Here is a 16,372-nt window from a genome sequence, read left to right as displayed (position 1 = left end):
TGCAGGCGGCCGCGCGCCTGTGCCCGCGTGCGAGTCATGCCGACGAGACACTCGTTCGTATCGTGCCCGGCGCAACGTCCCGAAAAAAAGATGCGTTCGTGAATCATTTCCGCCGATTTCCCCGCACCTAGTCGCAGTCGTTCGATCGCGCCCGTTGTCCGGCGAGGGTCCGTGGCGCATGGCACACGCTTTGCGATTATGCCCGTGCCGCTCGACACGATCGCATGCAGGACGACGACGATTCGTGCGAGCGGCACGCAACGACATCGAAATATCGGGGATCGGAGCGAGCCGCGGGAGCGCGGCCCGTCGCGTCGGACGCACCGCGTCGTATCGGCGACACGAATGGGCATCGCATGTTCGCTCCGTCAAACAGCAAGCGTGCTTGCATGGTGTCGTGCCGGGAGACCCGCTGCGTGTGGCGGCTGGTGCTGCACGCGGCGGGGCGCTGCGTTCGTTTCGATGAGCCGGTTCGCACGACGTCGCGGCATCGCCGTTATCCGGTGCTGCGGTTCGGGATCTCGCAGCGAAACGGTTCCGGGTCGTGCGCGGGTCACATCACGGCTGTGCGATGCTCGCGCGCGGGTTCGAGGGCTCGGCGTGCACGCCGTGGCGCGTTGCGCTTCGCGATGAACGGATGTTCGATGTAGCGGTACGTCATCAGCGAGCAAAACACGGCGACCAGCGCGCATGCCAGCGACAACGTCCATACACCCGCGTCGTCGATCGAATCGATCGGGATCACGAACTTGTTGAACGCGCGTACGATCGTGTACACGATCACCATGTGGATCATGTAGATGCTGAAGCTGGCGGTGCCGAGCAGCGCGAGCGGTCGGGTCGTGAGCAGGCCGTAGAACGTGTTGCCGCATGCGATGCAAAGGAATACGGGAAGCAGCGGGAGCGCGCCCTCGATCGAATAGCGTTCGGCCGGGTACGGGCAGACGGCGAGTACCAGCAGCGCGACGGTGGCCGCCGTTTTCGTGCCGAGCAGCGCGCGTATCGCCGGATGCCGCGATACTTCGAACGCGAGCGCGCCGCAGGCGAACAGCAGCGCCATCGCGCCTGGCGGCCCGAACAACGCGGCACAGAGCGTGACGATCGCGAGCGCGACGAGCTTGCGCCATGCTCGTGTGGCGACAAACCACGCGAGGAGGGGAATGGCGACGTAGAACCGCCATTCGTATGCGAGTGTCCACCACACACCGCTCAACTGGCTGGTGTGCGGCGCGCCGTTCACCGGGAACGCGCCGAACCAGCCGAGCGAAGCTGCCTTGAGCAGATCGACGAGCAACCGGATCGGCGCGTGGACGACATTGCCTGGGAACCAGTACAGCGTGCACGCAACGATGATTGCCGCGTAGAAAAGGTAGAGCGGCGCGACGCGCCGCACGCGCGCGACGAGGAACGCGCGCACGTCGAGCGAGCCCTTGCACGCGCGCTCCCAGAACAGGAAGCCCGTCACCATGAAGAACATCGCGACGGGAATCGTGCCGAGATTGCGTTGAAAGTCGGAAGTCGGGCCCCACACGCCAGTCGACAGCAAGCCGAGGTTGCATGCGAAGTGATGGAACACGACGGAGGTCGCCAGCATGCCGCGGAAGCCGTCGAGATTGCGATAGCGCATCGACAGGGACTTGTCGACGGCAGCACGATAGAACGGTACGGGCCGGGCCGCGAGCCACGCGATGATCGCGACCGCCGCGACGCATGCGGGGAAGTAGAGCTGATCCGGAGTCGGGGAAAACAGGATATCGGGAGAAGGAACTGTCAGGTCCACTGGAGGGCGTCTCGTGTCTTGGATCGCTCGGATCGGGATTTCAGGCACGGATGGTCCGCGTCGATGCAAGGTCTTCCACGCGTCTGGTGCGGCGTTCGATCGCCGGTCTTCTCGATTGATGTTATCAAACGGTTGCGGCTGCAGGGCATGCGGAGATGCAACATGATGTTTCGTTGCACCCCGGCGCATGGACTTCACCGAGACGAAAAAGGGCGGGCTTGTCGATGGAGACACCGGGTGAACCGGCAGCGGGACGAGTCGATGCGGCGCGCGTCGCGACGTACGCGATCGCGGTGCTCGTGTTGCAGATCGCTTTTGTCGCCGTATGGGCGATTCGCTACTACGGATTGGACGACCGCTCCGCGCCGATGGTCGGATCGGACTTCGCGGTGTTCTGGGCTGCCGCGCGGGTCGCGCTCGAGCACGGCGCGACGGCGATCTTTTCGCCGCAATGGATGCAGCCGATCGAGGCAGCGCTTCGGCCCGTGAGGGACTTCTCGCCATGGCCGTACCCGCCCACGTTCCTGCTGGTCGTGGTTCCGTTCGGTCTGGTGTCGTTCGGAAGCGCGATCGTGCTGTTCGGCGTGCTTGCGACAGCCTGTTACGCAGCGGTAGTCGCGCCGCTGACGCGTTCGCTCGCCGGTCACTGGCGGATCGCGGCCGCGGCATTTCCGGGTCTGATCGGCGCCACGGTGCAGATGCAGAATGCGTTTCTGACGGTCGCGGCCGCCGGTGCGGCGTTGCTGTTGCTGCGGTCGCGGCCGGTCGCGGCGGGGGCGTGCATTGCGATGCTGTCCGTAAAACCGCAGTACGGCGTGCTGTTTCCGCTGGCGCTGATCTGCGCCGGCCACTGGAAAACGCTGATCTCGGCCGGCGTGTTCAGCGCCGCGATTGTCGCGATATCGGTAGCTGCGTTCGGTTGGCAGGCGTGGGCAGCATTTTTGACGTTCATGCCCACCTTCAACCGCGGGGTGATCGAGTACGGGGACGCGCTGTGGCGCGGCATGCCGTCGATATGCGGACTCGCGCGGGCCGCCGGCCTGTCGGTATCGATGGCGTACGTGATACAGGCGGCCATCGCCGTGCCGGCCGCGGCGGCGTGCATGTACGTGTGGACGCGTGCCGCGCGCTTCGAATTGCGTGCGGCGACGCTCGCTGCGGCGACACTGCTGGTACAGCCGTACTACATGTATTACGACCTGCTGTGGCTCGTGCTGCCGTTCGTGTTCCTGATGATCGACTTCCGGACCGTCAAGCCGAACCGGTTCGAGGCGATCGTGGTGGCGCTGGTTTGGATGGCGCCGGCGCAGGCCTTCGTCGCGATGATCAGCGGCGCGACCTGGCCGGCGGCGTCGGCGATCCTCATCGCGGTGCTTGTCGTGGCCGTGCTGCGCGCGTCGCAACCGGCGGCGCGACCGCTGGACGGCGGACGGCGGGGTCCGGTCGTGGCTGTCCGTCGCTGAATGGCCATTCGGCCGCCTTTTCCGTTCCGTGGATCCGGCTTACCTTGCTTACCAGTAATTCGACGCGTCGGCCCGTCGGCGCCCGATCGGCGAAGCCTGTCGCCGCCTGTGCTGCCGGGCTGCCGCCGACCCGCCCTTCATTCGATCATGACGGTGATAGCAATGATTGCAGTTCACCTTCGTGGTGCTATCATTGATAGCAATTGGATGGAGGTACTCATGGCAAATCTTCTGGTGCGTAACGTGGATGACAGTATCGTTCAGTGCCTGCGCGAGCAGGCCGCAGCCAACGGCAGGAGCGCCGAGGCCGAACATCGGGCCATTCTGGCCGATGCGCTCGGACGGCCCAAGCGACGGACATTTGCGCAAGTGCTGATGAGCATGCCGGATGTCGGAGAAGACGCGGATTTTCAACGTGTTCAGGATTCCGGCGAGGGCAGGCGTGTTTTTGATTGATACGAACGTCATCAGCGAGATCAGGAAGGGCAACCGGGCGAATCGCGGCGTGCGCGCATTCTTCAGGCAGGCCGAGGAAGCCGGGAACCCGCTTTACCTGTCGGTCGTGACGGTGGCCGAACTGCGGCGCGGCGTCGATCTGGTCCGCCGTCGCGGCGATCATCCGCAGGCATCGGCGCTGGATGCATGGGTGGCGACGATCCTGTCCGACTATGCATCGAACATTCTGCCGGTCGATATCGACACCGGTCAGATGTGGGGCCATTTGCGAGTGGCCGACCCGGCGCACGCACTCGACAAACTGATTGCCGCCACCGCGCTGATCAACGATCTCATTGTCGTCACTCGCAATGTCGACGATTTTGCCGGCACCGGCGTCCGGCTGTTGAATCCGTTCGATTGACGGTTGCGCCGCATCGTGGCAACTGGCCGGGTGCGACGTGCTTTTCATCGGGCGTCGGCGCGCACTGAGTTCGACGGGACGCTGCGCGACCGCGCGGCAGGCTCTGGCGGGCATCGTGCCCGAATCGCAGTAACGCACGCCGTTGCCAGCCCAAAAGCAGCGCACATTGCAGCACGGGCGCGCGGGCACGCCGATGCCCGCCGAAGCACGCGCGCACGCACGCTTCACCGAAAGAGCTTGACGGATCGACGCGCAACGCGTAGTGTCTGAGGTCTTCAAGAAGTCCGATTGCTCATCATTCGCCGCCCGTCACGCCGTGCGGCAGTCGTTGGTCTCTCCCTCTTTGATTCTCTCTGTGCCCGCCACGGGCGCATGTTCATTCATTCGTATTAAGGAAGTATTTGTGGATACCGGTACCGTCAAGTGGTTCAACGAAACCAAGGGCTTTGGTTTCATCTCCCCGGACAACGGCGGCGACGATCTGTTCGCCCATTTCTCGGAAATTCGCGGCACGGGCTTCAAGACCCTCGCCGAAGGCCAGAAGGTCAGCTTCGAAGTGAAGCGCGGCCCGAAGGGTCTGCAAGCGTCGAACATCACGCCGCAATAAGCCGTATCGGCACCGGCCGCCGATCGCGGTCGCTGCCCAGTGGAGTTTGCGCGGATGCCGGCCCTGGCCGGCGTTCCGCGTTTCGACGCACACGACCGATGCATCGCGGTCGTTACAATGCATCGGTCGTGTGCTTCCCTCATCCATCGCGAGTCCGTACGACCCGCGATTCAACGCCCTCGCGAAGCGCCCGCCGCTTCGCAAGCGGCCTGCGTTGCAACCCGAGTAGACCGTCGCCATGCCGCACGCGGCGCGGTCCCGATTGCGCGGTGCGGATCGCACCGTCGCTGCCACCGACCGCCCTAACGCGCATGGCGCCGGGCTCCGATTGAAGGACGGGCGCATTGTCCGTCCGAACGAATGGATACCCGGCATTGCGCCGGCCGCCGTCCCGCTGCAGGGCCTGACGCCGGCGAACCCGCCGCGGCCGCGGTCATCACCTTGTCTGGAGGAATTGATTTGGCAAAGGAAGAACTGCTGGAACTGGACGGAATCGTCGACGAAGTGCTGCCGGACAGCAAATACCGCGTCACGCTGGAAAACGGCGTCGTGGTCGGCGCGTACGCGTCGGGCCGCATGCGCAAGAACCACATCCGCATTCTCGCGGGCGATCGCGTGACGCTCGAACTGTCGGTGTACGACTTGACGAAGGGCCGTATCAATTTCCGTCACAAGGACGCAAATTCGCCGCGTCCGCCGCGCAGCGGCCAACCGCGTCGCTAAGCTGACACGATCGGGCGCGCGATGCGCTCCGATCGACAAACTACCGTCCGGCCCCCGCCGTATGGACGGACATACCGGACGGGCGGCGCGATCCGCGCCATTCGTCGGTCGCCGGCCGCCCAGCATGGCCGCAATGGCCAAGATCGCACCGGGTCAAGCCGGTCGGCCCATCCGGATCTTCATTTTCCCGCCCCCGTTTCATTGACACGCCTCGATGCGCTTCGACGCGCTGCGTCGATCATCGCCTGAATGGGGCTACCATGCCGCGCGCCGTATCGGGCTTTACGCGTCGGCCAGCATAGCCGTACACTCGTCGGCAATTCGCGGGCCGGCTACGTCGGAGCGTCTTCGCTTCAGTCGCTTTCAACGGCATTCGTTGCCGCCGCGATGTTGCCAGCCGGACATCCGTCGCGCGACGCCAGGAGGCGCCATGAGTGCAGACGCAGCCCCCGCATCTTCTTCGGTTCCCGCGGCCCCACCGGTTCAGGACCGGATCAAGCACGTGTTCGTGCTGATGCTCGAGAACCGCTCGTTCGATCATCTGTTCGCTCTGTCGGGCATCGCGAACATCACGGCCGCGTCGCCGCACGACAGCAACGCGTACGGCGGCGCCGTCTATCCGTTCGGCGGCGGCGCGCCCGACCGGATGCCCACCGATCCATGCCACGAATTCGACGACGTGCTCGAACAGTTGTGCGGCGCCGGTGTGCCGTTCGTGAAAGGGCGGCCTTATCCGCGCGTCGACAACTCCGGATTCGTGTCGAATTACGCGACGTCGCATTCCGAAGGCGCGCCGCCGCAGCCGGGTGCGCTCGGCACGATCATGCAGGGCGCCGACGTCCGCACGCAGGCGCCGTCACTCTATGCGCTCGCGAACGCGTTCGTGTTGTGCGACCGCTGGCATGCATCGATGCCGGGGCCGACGTGGCCGAACCGCTTCTTCCTGCACGGTGCGTCGTCGGCCGGGCTCGACCATTCGCCGACGAAGGAAGAAATGGCGGGATGGGATGCGTTTGACGGTTTCCGCTATCCGAACGGCTCGATCTTCGCGGCGCTCGGCGACGACAACTGGCGCATCTACCAGGACCAGTCCGGCGATCCACTCGGCCACGTGCCGCAGGTCGCATCGTTGAAGGGGGTGAGCTTCTTCGACGTCGACGACCTGTCCCACTTCGAAGCCGACCTCGCGGCCGGCTATACCGCGCGCTACACGTTCATCGAACCGGGCTACGGCGACATCGTGCACGGCACTTACCGGAACGGCAGCTCGCATCATCCGATGGACGGCCTCGCCGGCGGCGACCAGCTCGTCGCACGCGTGTACGACGCGATTCGCAATTCACCGGTGTGGGACAGCAGCCTGTTCGTGGTCGTCTACGACGAGCACGGCGGCTTCTACGATTCGGTCGCGCCCGGCGCAGCGCCGCCGCCCAACGATGGCGCGGGCGCGACGCTGAACGCGAGCGGATTCGAATTCGACGTGTATGGGGTGCGCGTGCCGGCGATCGTCGTGTCGCCGTGGGTCGCTGCCGCTCACGTCGATCACACGCCGTACGATCACAGCTCGATCGTCGCGACGCTCGGGCGGTTGTTCGGTCTCGCGCCGCTGACGGAGCGCGATCGGGCGGCGAACGACCTGCTGTCGCTCGTCACCGCGACGTGCCGCACCGACTGTCCCGCGAGGATCGGATCATGACGACGCCACCGACTGCCGACCCGCGCGATGCGCTGCCCGTGCGCGACGGCACGAGCCTGATCGCGTATCTGCACATTCTGAAGAAGGCGCATGCGGCGCTCGTCGGGCACGCGAAGGCACATCAGCGCTTCAGCGAGATCGTCACGCGCGGACAGGCGCGGCAGTACATCGCGGAACTGATGCCCGTGCTGCGGCAGGAGCGCGATGCACATCGGCGGCGCAGACACGGCGGGAAGCATAGCTGACGACGCAACTCGCTGCGTGTTGAGGCTCGATGATCGGCGGCGAATGGCCGACTGTTGACCGCCGCCCCCCGCAAACGACATACGCCAAAGGCGCATCCGCTCTCAACGGATCATGCGGACTGCCGCGCGCGCTGCACGCTGACGGCGGAGCTTGCCGCACCGGCGAGCTGAACCGCCGCACCGGTGAACATCGCGGCGCGCAAACCGGTGGCGCCGCCGTGCGCGACCGCGAACAGCGTGCCGAGCACGGCGATTCCGAGCGTCGCGCCGATCATCCGCGCGACGTTGACGAGCGCGCTCGCTGTGCCCGAGCGCGCCGAGTCCACCGAGCCGACCGCGACGGTCATCAACGGACCCGTCGCCACGCCCATACCGAGTCCGGTCAACGCGAGGCCGATTTCTGCGCCGAACAGGCTCCGAGACGCAGCCGACGCGCCGATCACCGCAAGCCCGCTCGCGATCACGGCGACGCCGCCGGCCGTCGTCGCCCGCGTGCCGACTCGCTCCGACAGCCACCCCGAACACGGCGACACCGAGACGAACACGAGCGCCATCGGGAGCAGCGCAAGGCCCGCGCCGGTGGGATCGAGCCGGCCGGTGCTTTGCCACGTCAACGGCAGCAGAAACAGCACGCCGTACATCCCGAATGTCATGCCGGTCGTCGCGGCGATCACGCCGCGAAATGCGCCGAGCCGGAAAAGCTCGAGCGGCACCAGGGCGGCGTCGCGGTGGTGCCGCTCGATCGCGATGAACGCGCCTAGCGACGCGATCGAGGCTCCGCCCGCGATCGCGCTGGCGAGCGGCGACTCGCGGAACACGATCGCCGCATACGCGAGCGTGCCGAGCGCGACCGCGCCCGCAACCTGCGCGCCGCCGTCGAAATGCCGGCCGCGCGGGTCGGACGACTCGGGCACGGCCGGCATCGCGAGCAGCATCGCCGCAATGCTCAGCGGGACCACGACGAAGAAGATGCTGCGCCAGCCGAAGTGCCGGATCAGCAGGCCGCCGAGTGTCGGACCGATCGCCATCGCGACGCCGTTGCAAGCGGCCCAGACGCCGAGCGCGCGGCCGCGCTCGACCGGGTCGTACCACACGACGCGGATGATCGCGAGCGACGCCGGCAGCAACAGCGCCGCGCCGACGCCGGCCAGCGCGCGTGCGGCGATCAGCACCGGCACCGACGGGGCGAGCGCGCATGCCAGCGACGCAGTCGTAAACACGGCCGTACCCGCGATGAAGATGCGGCGCCGGCCGTACAGGTCGGCGAGCAGCCCTCCGGTGAGCAGCAGAACGGCATACGTGAGGTTGTAGCCGTCGACGACCCATTGCAGCGCGCCGACGCCTGCATGGAAATATGAGCCTATTGCGCGCGTCGCGAGATTGACGACGGCCGTGTCGATCTGCGCGACGAGCACGGCGATGCACAGCGTCAGCAATGTCACGTTTCGGCATTCGAAGACAGGGTCCACGCGGTCTCGGGTACGGGTCATGGCGACATTCCTCGTCGGGCAATCCTGCAACCTTGCGCGTCGGCTGCTGCCAGCGTCGTGTCAGCAGGAGAGGGCAGCACGCGGTGCAAACGTCATGCCCGCGCGGCCGGGCCGATGCACACGGATGCTGGCCGGCGCGAAAGCCGTCGTCCGTCATGCCGCACGTATGCCGGACGCCGACGGCTATCTCCGGAATGCATGGCGCATGCGGAATCGACGACGAGCGCGATCGTGTGAGGATATGGGATGGTTTTTCATCGGGTTTATGCCGATGGCGTGGCGCGCGCATGGTTGTGTGTCCGATGATTTGCGCGCGACCGATTGCGTGATGCGACGTCGCTGTCATAAGATCGGCGTCAGCCCAGCTCCGTCCATCACCTTCGACGCCGAATGAAAACGCCCGTACGCTTGCGCGTCGCCATCATCGCTTCGACTTTCGCGTTCTATCACGTGTTCATGCACGTCCAGTGGATCGTCAGCGGCTGCATCGAATTCCATGGCAGCCGGTATTGCAGCTTCGAGAACACCGCCAATTTCGAAGGGATGATGGATTTCGACCTGCTGCTCACCTGCGCGTGGGTCGCGGGCGCGGTGATGGCATGGTTTGCCGTCGCACGCGCGCCGAAGAAACAAGGTTGATCGCGAGGCGGCCAGCCGTTGCGAGAGCGCCGGCGCGACGGTGCAGGACGCAGGGCGGCAGTGCCGCGAGCCCGCACGTCTCAATCCGCATGGGCAACACGCCCGTGCCAGCGCGAACCCTCGCCCGCCGACCGGCACGGAAGGCGTACTTTGCTTTCGGCTGTGCGGTGCACTAGATTCGAAGCGTTACGTGCCACCGATCGCGCGAGGTGATGCCATGACACCGTGGGAGATTCAGGGAACCGAGCTGATCAACTGCAATTGTTCATACGGTTGTCCCTGCCAGTTCAATTCGCTGCCGACGCATGGCCACTGCGAAGCGATGGGTGCGATTTCGATCGACAGCGGCCATTACGGCGACGTGGTGCTCGACGGCGTGCGGATCGCCGTCGTGTTCCAGTGGCCGGGCGCGATTCACGAAGGCCGCGGCCGTTGCCAGCCGATCGTCGACGAACGCGCGAGCCCCGCGCAATGCGACGCCGTGCTGAAGATCATGACCGGTCAGGATACCGATCCATTTGCGACGATGTTCGCCGTGTTCGCGTCGACGCTCGAACAGGCCTACGAGCCGATCTTCGCGAAGATCGACTTCGACGTCGATGTCGATGCGCGGCGCGGCCGGATCAGCGTCGACGGCGTGTTCGACCTCGTCGGCGAACCGATCCGCAATCCGGTGACGGGCGCCGAGCATCGCGCACGCATCGACCTGCCGCACGGCTTCGAATACGAGCTGGCGGAGATCGGTTCGGGCACCGGCCGCTCGCGCGGCCACATCGAACTGGATCTCGAGCGCACTTATGCGCAGTTCGCACGGCTGCACATGAACAACCACGGGCTGATCCGGCATCGCGCCGTCGCGTGATCGTGCTCGACGACGTTCTGCGGCGTGAGCGTATCGTCACGCTGCTCGGCATGGCGGCGCTGGTCGGCGTGTGCTGCGCATACCTTTGGACGGGCGCCGGCACCGGCATGTCGGCGACGGACATGACGGCGCTCGCGTTGTTCCCGCATCGGCTCGCCGACGACGCAGGCGCGATGGATCCGTCACCGGCCACCGTGGTCATGATGTGGTGGGTGATGATGATCGCGATGATGACACCCGGCGCGGCGCCGCTCGTGCTGCTGTACCGGCGTGTGCTGCGGTATCGCGGTACGGACGGATCGCGCGCGGCGATCGCGTCGACGTTGCTGCTGGCCGGATATCTGGTCGCATGGCTCGCGTTCTCTGCCGGCGCGGCCGCGATGCAGATGCTGCTGCAGCCGGCCGGCCTGATCTCCGGGATGATGCTGTGGTCCAAGAGCGCCGCGCTTTCCGCGTTCGTCCTCGCGCTGGCCGGCGTCTATCAGTTTTCTCCGTTGAAACGCGCATGCCTGCGTCAGTGCCGGTCGCCGGTGCGGTTTCTTACCATGTATGCGCGCCCGGGTGCGGCCGGTAGCTTCGTGCTCGGCGTGCGTCACGGCGCCTATTGCGTCGGCTGTTGCTGGCTGCTGATGGCGCTGTTGTTCGTCGGCGGCGTGATGAACGTGGTGTGGATCGTTGCGTTATCGCTTATCGTGCTCGTCGAAAAAGTGCTGCCTGGCGGCGAGCAGGTCGGCCGTGCGCTGGGCAGCGTGCTGATTGTGTGGGCGATCGCGACGTTGCTGGTTTGACGATCGCGTTCGTCATTGCCAGGTCGGGATGACTCCATGAAGATTCGCTGCGTTGCTGTCGCCGTGCTCGGCATGATGGCCGTTGCGCTGGCCATGCCTGTGCGCGCGGCCGGCGGCATGTCCGACATGAACATGGGCGACATGAAGGCATCGGCGCCCGATGCTGCGTTGACCGATGCGGAAGTCAAACGGATCGATGCGGTGCAGCGGACGCTGACGCTGAAACACGGTCCGCTCGCGAACGTCGGCATGGGGCCGATGACGATGACGTTCAAGGCCGGCGACCCGGCGATGATCGAGTCGCTGCATGCGGGTGACAAGGTCAAGGTGCGGATCGAGCGCGTGAACGGCGCGCTGACGATCGTGAAGCTCGTGAAGCAACGGTGATTCGATCGGCGTCGCGGCCGCCGTGCGTGTGCACGCGGAGTCGAGTCGCCGCATACGGCGGCATCGCTTCGGCTCGGGCCGGCCGCCGCGATATTCGCGGGCCGTCCTGCGGCCCGCGCAAGCGCGGCATGTGACCGCGACCGATATACGCGAGGCGGCGGCGCTAACCCGCATCGTCGCCGGAAATGTCTTCCGGCCGCGCAAAATTCAACTCGATACCATTCCCGGCCGGGTCGGTGAAAAAGAGCTGGAGCTGTCGCGTGAGCGGCACGTAGGTGCGCGAGTACCGGACCCGCGCGTCGGCGAGCCGCCGTTCCATCGCCGCCGCGTTTTCGCATGAAAACGCCATATGGTCGAACGTATTGACCGCGTGCGACGTCCGCACCTCGCCGGGCCGCGCTTCCGACAGATGCAGAATGGCGTGCTCGCCCGCATACAGCCAGTAGCCCGCGCTCTGGAACGGCGGCCGATAGCCGGGTTCAAGGCCGACGACATCCACGTAGAAATCGCGCAGCGTGTCGAGCGTCGCCCGGTCCGCGCGCAGGTTGTAATGATTGAGTCCGATGACTGGCATGGCAAGGGTATCCGGTTCGTGCAAGGTGCGCATTGCACAGCATCGCGCAGAGCGGGGCGTCCTGTCACGCCCGCGATGCTTTGCCCGCCGCGGCCGGACGCACGAGCCCGCGCGCGGGAAGCGGCGTCGACATGACGATCGACGTGCGCGTTTCGCCGTACAGGTTGATGCGTTCGATCAGTTGCTCCAGATGCGTCATGCTGACGGCGACGAAGCGCATCACGTACGAATCCGCGCCGGTCACGTGATGGCACTCGACCACTTCGGGGATCGTTTCCAGCAGTTTCAGGAATTTGGCCTTCGCCGGTTGCGGCACCGTGATGCCGATCAGCGCGCTCACCGGGTAGCCGGCCGCGGCCGGATTGACGCGCGCCGTGTAGCCGTCGATCACGCCGGCCGCTTCGAGACGCTTCACACGCTCCGTCACCGCCGGCACCGACAGGTGGACCTGGCGTGCCAGTTCCGTATAGCTGATGCGGCCGTTGGTCTGCAATTGCGCGAGTATCTTCCAGTCGAGTTCGTCCATCGTGGCGGAGCTTTTAAGGTGAAGCGGCCATTTTTCCTTAAAAACCGCGTTCAGCGGCGACCGGACTTTCCCTACGATAACGGTTCGAGTCATTGCATGTCGCGAGGAGCCGGCCATGCTGTTCATCAAGTCCGTCGTGATCGGGTTGTCGATCGCATTACCGGTCGGGCCGATCGGCATGCTGTGCATCCAGCGCAGCCTGAGCCGCGGTTTCCAGGCGGGCTTTGCGACCGGCATCGGCGCCGCGTGCGCCGACGCGATCTACGGGCTGCTCGGCGCGCTCGGCGTCGCGGGCATCGTCACGGCGTTTCCGATGTTGACCGTCGTGCTGAAGATCGGCGGCGGTGCGTTTCTCGTGTGGCTGGCCGCGGGCATCGCACGACAGGCGCCGGCGGCAGCGGCGGCACGGCGCGACGTGGCGCGCACCACCGTGCTGCGCGATTTCTTCACGACGTTCGGCCTGACGCTGTCGAACCCGATGACGATCCTGTCGTTCGTCGGGATCTTCGCGGCGCTTGGCCCGCTGGCGGGCCCGCAGCACGGCACGATCGGGCCGACCGTCGCGCTGATGGTCGCCGGCGTGTTCGTGGGGTCGGCCACGTGGTGGCTGTGCCTGAGCAGTGCGACCGCCGCATTGCGCATGAAGATGTCGCTGGCGTTCATGCACGGGCTGTCGCGCGCCTCGGCCGTCGTGATTGCGGGGTTCGGCGCGATCCAGCTGGTCGCGGGCGTGCGCGGCGTCGTGGGCGCCTGATGCACCGGTGCGGCGTCGACGCCCGTGATGGCGGGCGCCGACGCGTGCGCGGCGCGCGTCAGAACGTGTAGCTGACCTTGCCGAATGCGGTGCGGCCGAGCGTGTTGTACCCGTACGCGGTCATGTACTGACGGTCGAACAGGTTCGACAGCGACGCGGACACCGTCAGACGCGAGTTGATCCGGTACGACGCGCGCAGGTTCACGGTCAGGTACGACGGCAGATACATCGTGTTGGCCGGGTTGTCGAACGTCGTGCCGCCGTAGGTCAGCGACGCGCCCGTGCTCAGCGCGTGCAGCTTCAGCTCGTCCCACGTGTGGTCGATGTTGACGCTGACGGTCTGCCGCGGCCGGCGGCTCAACCAGCTGTCGTTGGTTTCGTCCTGCGGATTCAGAATCCCGATCGCGACGCTGACGGGCGTCGAACGGCCGATCGCGCCCTTGTACGACAGATCGATTCCGCGGATATGCGCGCGGCCGATGTTGATCGGCGAGAACGTCGCGGGGTTGTACGCGATCAGGTTGCTCACGCGCGTGTCGTAGATCGCGGCGCTGAACGTGCCGTACGCGGTGTTCGCGTCGAGCGCGGCCTCGACCGTATTGCTGCGCTCCGGATTCAGGTCCGGATTGCCATAGCCGGGGTAGTACAGGTCGTTGAATGACGGCAGGCGGAACGCGTTGCCATAAGACACGCGCGCCGTGTACACCGGCGTGATCGCCCACGAAAGCGCCGCGTTGCCGGTGTTTACCGCTTTCCCCGCGATGATTTCGTGACGGCCCGCGACGAACATCGTCACGCTGCCGAGCGTGGCCGATTGATGCAGCGAGAATGCGGAATCGTTGCGGGTCGGCACGCCGTCCGGCACGTCGACCGGCAGGAACGCCTGTTCGCGCGTAAAGTCGTACGCGAGCTTCGTCTCACCCGACAGCGGCAGGCCGAACAGATGGAGGCCGCGCTCCTGGTGCGTGAGCGACGTCGACGTGCTGATGCGCTGCGAGTTGATCTGGTCGGTCGGGATGGCCGGATCGCTCGCGTACAGGAACTGGCGGTCGTTCGCAAAACCGAACGACTGGTCGAACTGCGTGTCGGGCGTGATGTCGAGATGGAACGCGATGCCGGTCGTCAGCTGATGATCGAGCTCGCGGTTCGCAAAGCCGGCATTGTCGAACGACAGGTCGGAGCGGTGATACAGCGCGAACGTCGACACCGACCAGTTGTCGCGCGCGTAGCCGAGACGCGCGTCGAGATCCTGTGCGTGATACGGGTTGCGGCCGTTCTCGTGGTACGGCAGCACGGGCCGCGTCGAATCGATGCCGGCCGTGTTGTAGTCGTGCAGGCCGAGCGCATACGTGAGCCCGCCGAGCGCGGCGAGCGGCCCGGTCGACGGCACGGTGCCCGACGTGCGCAGCTGCGTGTCGAAGGTCTTGTTCGAGCCGCCGCCGAACGACGCCGTGGTCTGGTTCGGCTGGCCGGCCGCGCGGCGCGTGAACAACTGCACGACGCCGCCCATCGCGTTCGCGCCGAACGATGCGGCCGCCGGCCCCGAAATCACCTCGACGCGCTCGAATGCTTCGGTCGGCAGGTCTGCCCATGGCGCGACGCCGGTGGTCGGCGAGCCGATCCGGATTCCGTCGATGAATACGGCAACCTGGCTCGCGGACGAGCCGCGGATGCTCACCGACGCGGACGAGCCCGGGCCGCCGCTCTGCGACACGGTCACGCCCGGCAACGTCGCCAGCGCCTGCGTGATGCTCGGATCGCTCGGCGACAGCCGCTCGAGATCGGCGCGCGTGAGCACCTGCGTCGTCGCATAGCGCTGATCGAACGACTCTGGCAGGTGCCGCGTGTCGGTCACGCTGATCGTCGGCAGGGTGGGGGCGTCCGCGGACGGCGACGGCTGTGCGGGCGCCGCGTCGCCGGCGGCGTGGGCAAGCGGAGCCAGCAGCGCGGTGGCGGCGGACGTGGCGAGAAAGTGGCGAAGGTTCATGAGGCAGCGAAACGTGATCGTGTTGCGGGTACGGCGAGCGTAAGCGGGGCGCGCGGCGGCGCGCGCGGCGGGCTGGCGCATCATCGCGGAATGTGACGGCGTGGGCGCCGCGTGTCGTCATCGTGCGTGGGCCACGCGCCGGGCGACGCCGGTGCCGCGGCGCCGAACATGGGCGCGCCTCGACCGCGTGGGCGGGCGACGCGCCGGTGCAACGCCTGCGGCGCGCAAGCGATTACGAAAAGAATGGACATCTGAAGGGTCCTGAGGTCGGGCCGTCCATGCAACGGGGGCAACCGCCAAAGGCGGTGCCTGGCGCGCCGGGACACCCCGCCCGGTGCGGCTGCTTGGACCTCGGGTCGATGGCAGGTCTCCTGGCTCGCGGGTCGTTATGCGCGCCTGCCTTCCCGGTATCCCAGTGGCGTGCGGTGGCGCGGATTCGCCGCTTACAGTTGCGGGGGCAGCCGCAGATTCGAGGCATGGCCTCCCTGCGTTCCCTTTTAATCCCGTTGTCGGGAACCATCAGCGCGCAAGCGTAATGGCGAGCGCTTGCGCGCGTCAATTGCCGGTGGGAACGGGGTGCGAAAAAACGTCAGTGTGCGGGCAACGCTTCCCACAACCGTTCTTTTGCGCGTGCAGCGCGCGTTTCATGTCTGATGAAACGGCGCGTCGGCGGCTGCAGCACTACATATGCATGCCGGCGTGCGCGCGGCCCCCAGGATCGCCGCCGCGATCGGGCGGCGAATTGTTCTGATCGATCTTCGCGAGCACGAGGCCTGCGGATGAGTGACCGGCAGCCTGCTCGACGTGGTCGCGCGGCGCCGCGGCGGAAAAAACGGATGACGCGACATGCGGTTGAGCGAACGTCGGCATGGACGCTGTCGCGAGAGCGGCGGCGACGATCGCGTGCGTGTTCATGATGGCTCCTTCTTCACGACCGACTGCGGGATGATGCAATCAGTGTAGGGCGCGAAACTTAACGCGGCGTAAAGGAG

Annotated in this window: 18 protein-coding genes and 1 riboswitch; of the genes, 12 read left to right on the top strand and 6 right to left on the bottom strand. The window is 66.3% G+C overall.

All coding sequences use genetic code 11. From position 1 onward, the window contains the following. Nucleotides 1-553: 553 nt before the first annotated feature. A complete protein-coding gene (locus WK25_RS24905) occupies nt 554-1,780 on the bottom strand; it encodes an acyltransferase family protein (RefSeq protein WP_069243023.1) in 1,227 nt (408 codons plus the stop codon). Between the two features lie 224 nt (nt 1,781-2,004). Between WK25_RS24905 and WK25_RS24900 the strand changes: the two genes are divergently transcribed. The 7 genes from WK25_RS24900 to WK25_RS24870 all read left to right on the top strand — a co-directional run bounded on the left by WK25_RS24900 (nt 2,005) and on the right by WK25_RS24870 (nt 7,373). Next, complete coding sequence (locus WK25_RS24900; RefSeq protein ID WP_069243022.1) at nt 2,005-3,243, top strand: glycosyltransferase family 87 protein; 1,239 nt, start codon at nt 2,005-2,007, stop codon at nt 3,241-3,243. A gap of 219 nt (nt 3,244-3,462) precedes the next feature. Further along, a complete protein-coding gene (locus WK25_RS24895) occupies nt 3,463-3,699 on the top strand; it encodes a FitA-like ribbon-helix-helix domain-containing protein (RefSeq protein WP_069243536.1) in 237 nt (78 codons plus the stop codon). Further along, the gene (locus WK25_RS24890) at nt 3,686-4,102 is read left to right on the top strand and encodes a type II toxin-antitoxin system VapC family toxin (RefSeq protein WP_226208959.1); all 417 of its coding nucleotides are present in this window, start codon (nt 3,686-3,688) and stop codon (nt 4,100-4,102) included. The genes WK25_RS24895 and WK25_RS24890 overlap by 14 nt, the downstream gene beginning before the upstream one ends. A gap of 403 nt (nt 4,103-4,505) precedes the next feature. Continuing rightward, nucleotides 4,506-4,709: a cold-shock protein gene (locus WK25_RS24885; protein WP_006483056.1), complete on the top strand. Its 204-nt coding sequence runs from the start codon at nt 4,506-4,508 to the stop codon at nt 4,707-4,709. A 459-nt stretch (nt 4,710-5,168) separates the two neighbouring features. Beyond that, complete coding sequence (gene infA, locus WK25_RS24880) at nt 5,169-5,432, top strand: translation initiation factor IF-1 (protein WP_006483034.1); 264 nt, start codon at nt 5,169-5,171, stop codon at nt 5,430-5,432. 430 nt (nt 5,433-5,862) lie between these two features. Next, nucleotides 5,863-7,128, top strand: coding sequence for an alkaline phosphatase family protein (locus WK25_RS24875; protein ID WP_069243021.1), 1,266 nt, complete (start codon nt 5,863-5,865; stop codon nt 7,126-7,128). Further along, nucleotides 7,125-7,373 (top strand): hypothetical protein, encoded by a 249-nt coding sequence (locus tag WK25_RS24870; RefSeq protein ID WP_069243020.1) that lies wholly within the window; start codon nt 7,125-7,127, stop codon nt 7,371-7,373. The genes WK25_RS24875 and WK25_RS24870 overlap by 4 nt, the downstream gene beginning before the upstream one ends. 110 nt (nt 7,374-7,483) lie before the next feature. Here the strand turns inward: WK25_RS24870 and WK25_RS24865 are convergent, their stop codons facing one another. Further along, nucleotides 7,484-8,863: an MFS transporter gene (locus WK25_RS24865; protein ID WP_069243019.1), complete on the bottom strand. Its 1,380-nt coding sequence runs from the start codon at nt 8,861-8,863 to the stop codon at nt 7,484-7,486. 390 nt (nt 8,864-9,253) lie between these two features. Here WK25_RS24865 and WK25_RS24860 point away from each other — a divergent pair, with 390 nt between their 5' ends. The 4 genes from WK25_RS24860 to WK25_RS24845 all read left to right on the top strand — a co-directional run bounded on the left by WK25_RS24860 (nt 9,254) and on the right by WK25_RS24845 (nt 11,539). Next, nucleotides 9,254-9,502: a hypothetical protein gene (locus WK25_RS24860; protein ID WP_069243018.1), complete on the top strand. Its 249-nt coding sequence runs from the start codon at nt 9,254-9,256 to the stop codon at nt 9,500-9,502. Between the two features lie 217 nt (nt 9,503-9,719). After that, a complete protein-coding gene (locus WK25_RS24855; RefSeq protein WP_040139899.1) occupies nt 9,720-10,364 on the top strand; it encodes a DUF1326 domain-containing protein in 645 nt (214 codons plus the stop codon). Between the two features lie 50 nt (nt 10,365-10,414). After that, the gene (locus WK25_RS24850; protein ID WP_264162586.1) at nt 10,415-11,152 is read left to right on the top strand and encodes a DUF2182 domain-containing protein; all 738 of its coding nucleotides are present in this window, start codon (nt 10,415-10,417) and stop codon (nt 11,150-11,152) included. A gap of 36 nt (nt 11,153-11,188) precedes the next feature. Continuing rightward, nucleotides 11,189-11,539, top strand: a complete 351-nt coding sequence (locus tag WK25_RS24845; protein WP_040139894.1) for a copper-binding protein — start codon at nt 11,189-11,191, stop codon at nt 11,537-11,539. A gap of 163 nt (nt 11,540-11,702) precedes the next feature. On the opposite strand, the gene WK25_RS24840 is transcribed toward WK25_RS24845, so the two are convergent. Beyond that, nucleotides 11,703-12,113 (bottom strand): VOC family protein, encoded by a 411-nt coding sequence (locus WK25_RS24840; RefSeq protein ID WP_040139892.1) that lies wholly within the window; start codon nt 12,111-12,113, stop codon nt 11,703-11,705. A gap of 64 nt (nt 12,114-12,177) precedes the next feature. Beyond that, nucleotides 12,178-12,639, bottom strand: coding sequence for an Lrp/AsnC family transcriptional regulator (locus WK25_RS24835; protein ID WP_040139890.1), 462 nt, complete (start codon nt 12,637-12,639; stop codon nt 12,178-12,180). A 115-nt stretch (nt 12,640-12,754) separates the two neighbouring features. On the opposite strand from WK25_RS24835, the gene WK25_RS24830 reads away from it, so the two are divergent. Continuing rightward, entirely contained in the window at nt 12,755-13,393 is a 639-nt protein-coding gene (locus tag WK25_RS24830; protein ID WP_069243016.1) for a LysE family translocator, read from the top strand. 58 nt (nt 13,394-13,451) lie between these two features. Here WK25_RS24830 and WK25_RS24825 read toward each other — a convergent pair whose 3' ends face one another. Together WK25_RS24825 and WK25_RS24820 are read right to left on the bottom strand one after the other, a co-directional pair. Next, entirely contained in the window at nt 13,452-15,380 is a 1,929-nt protein-coding gene (locus tag WK25_RS24825; RefSeq protein WP_069243535.1) for a TonB-dependent receptor domain-containing protein, read from the bottom strand. 343 nt (nt 15,381-15,723) lie between these two features. Beyond that, a riboswitch (cobalamin riboswitch) is annotated at nt 15,724-15,916 on the bottom strand. A gap of 145 nt (nt 15,917-16,061) precedes the next feature. Continuing rightward, the gene (locus tag WK25_RS24820; RefSeq protein WP_069243015.1) at nt 16,062-16,295 is read right to left on the bottom strand and encodes a hypothetical protein; all 234 of its coding nucleotides are present in this window, start codon (nt 16,293-16,295) and stop codon (nt 16,062-16,064) included. Nucleotides 16,296-16,372 lie beyond the last annotated feature (77 nt).

This window comes from Burkholderia latens, from assembly GCF_001718795.1.
Lineage (GTDB): Bacteria > Pseudomonadota > Gammaproteobacteria > Burkholderiales > Burkholderiaceae > Burkholderia > Burkholderia latens_A.
This window is presented reverse-complemented; position numbering and strand designations above follow the sequence as displayed.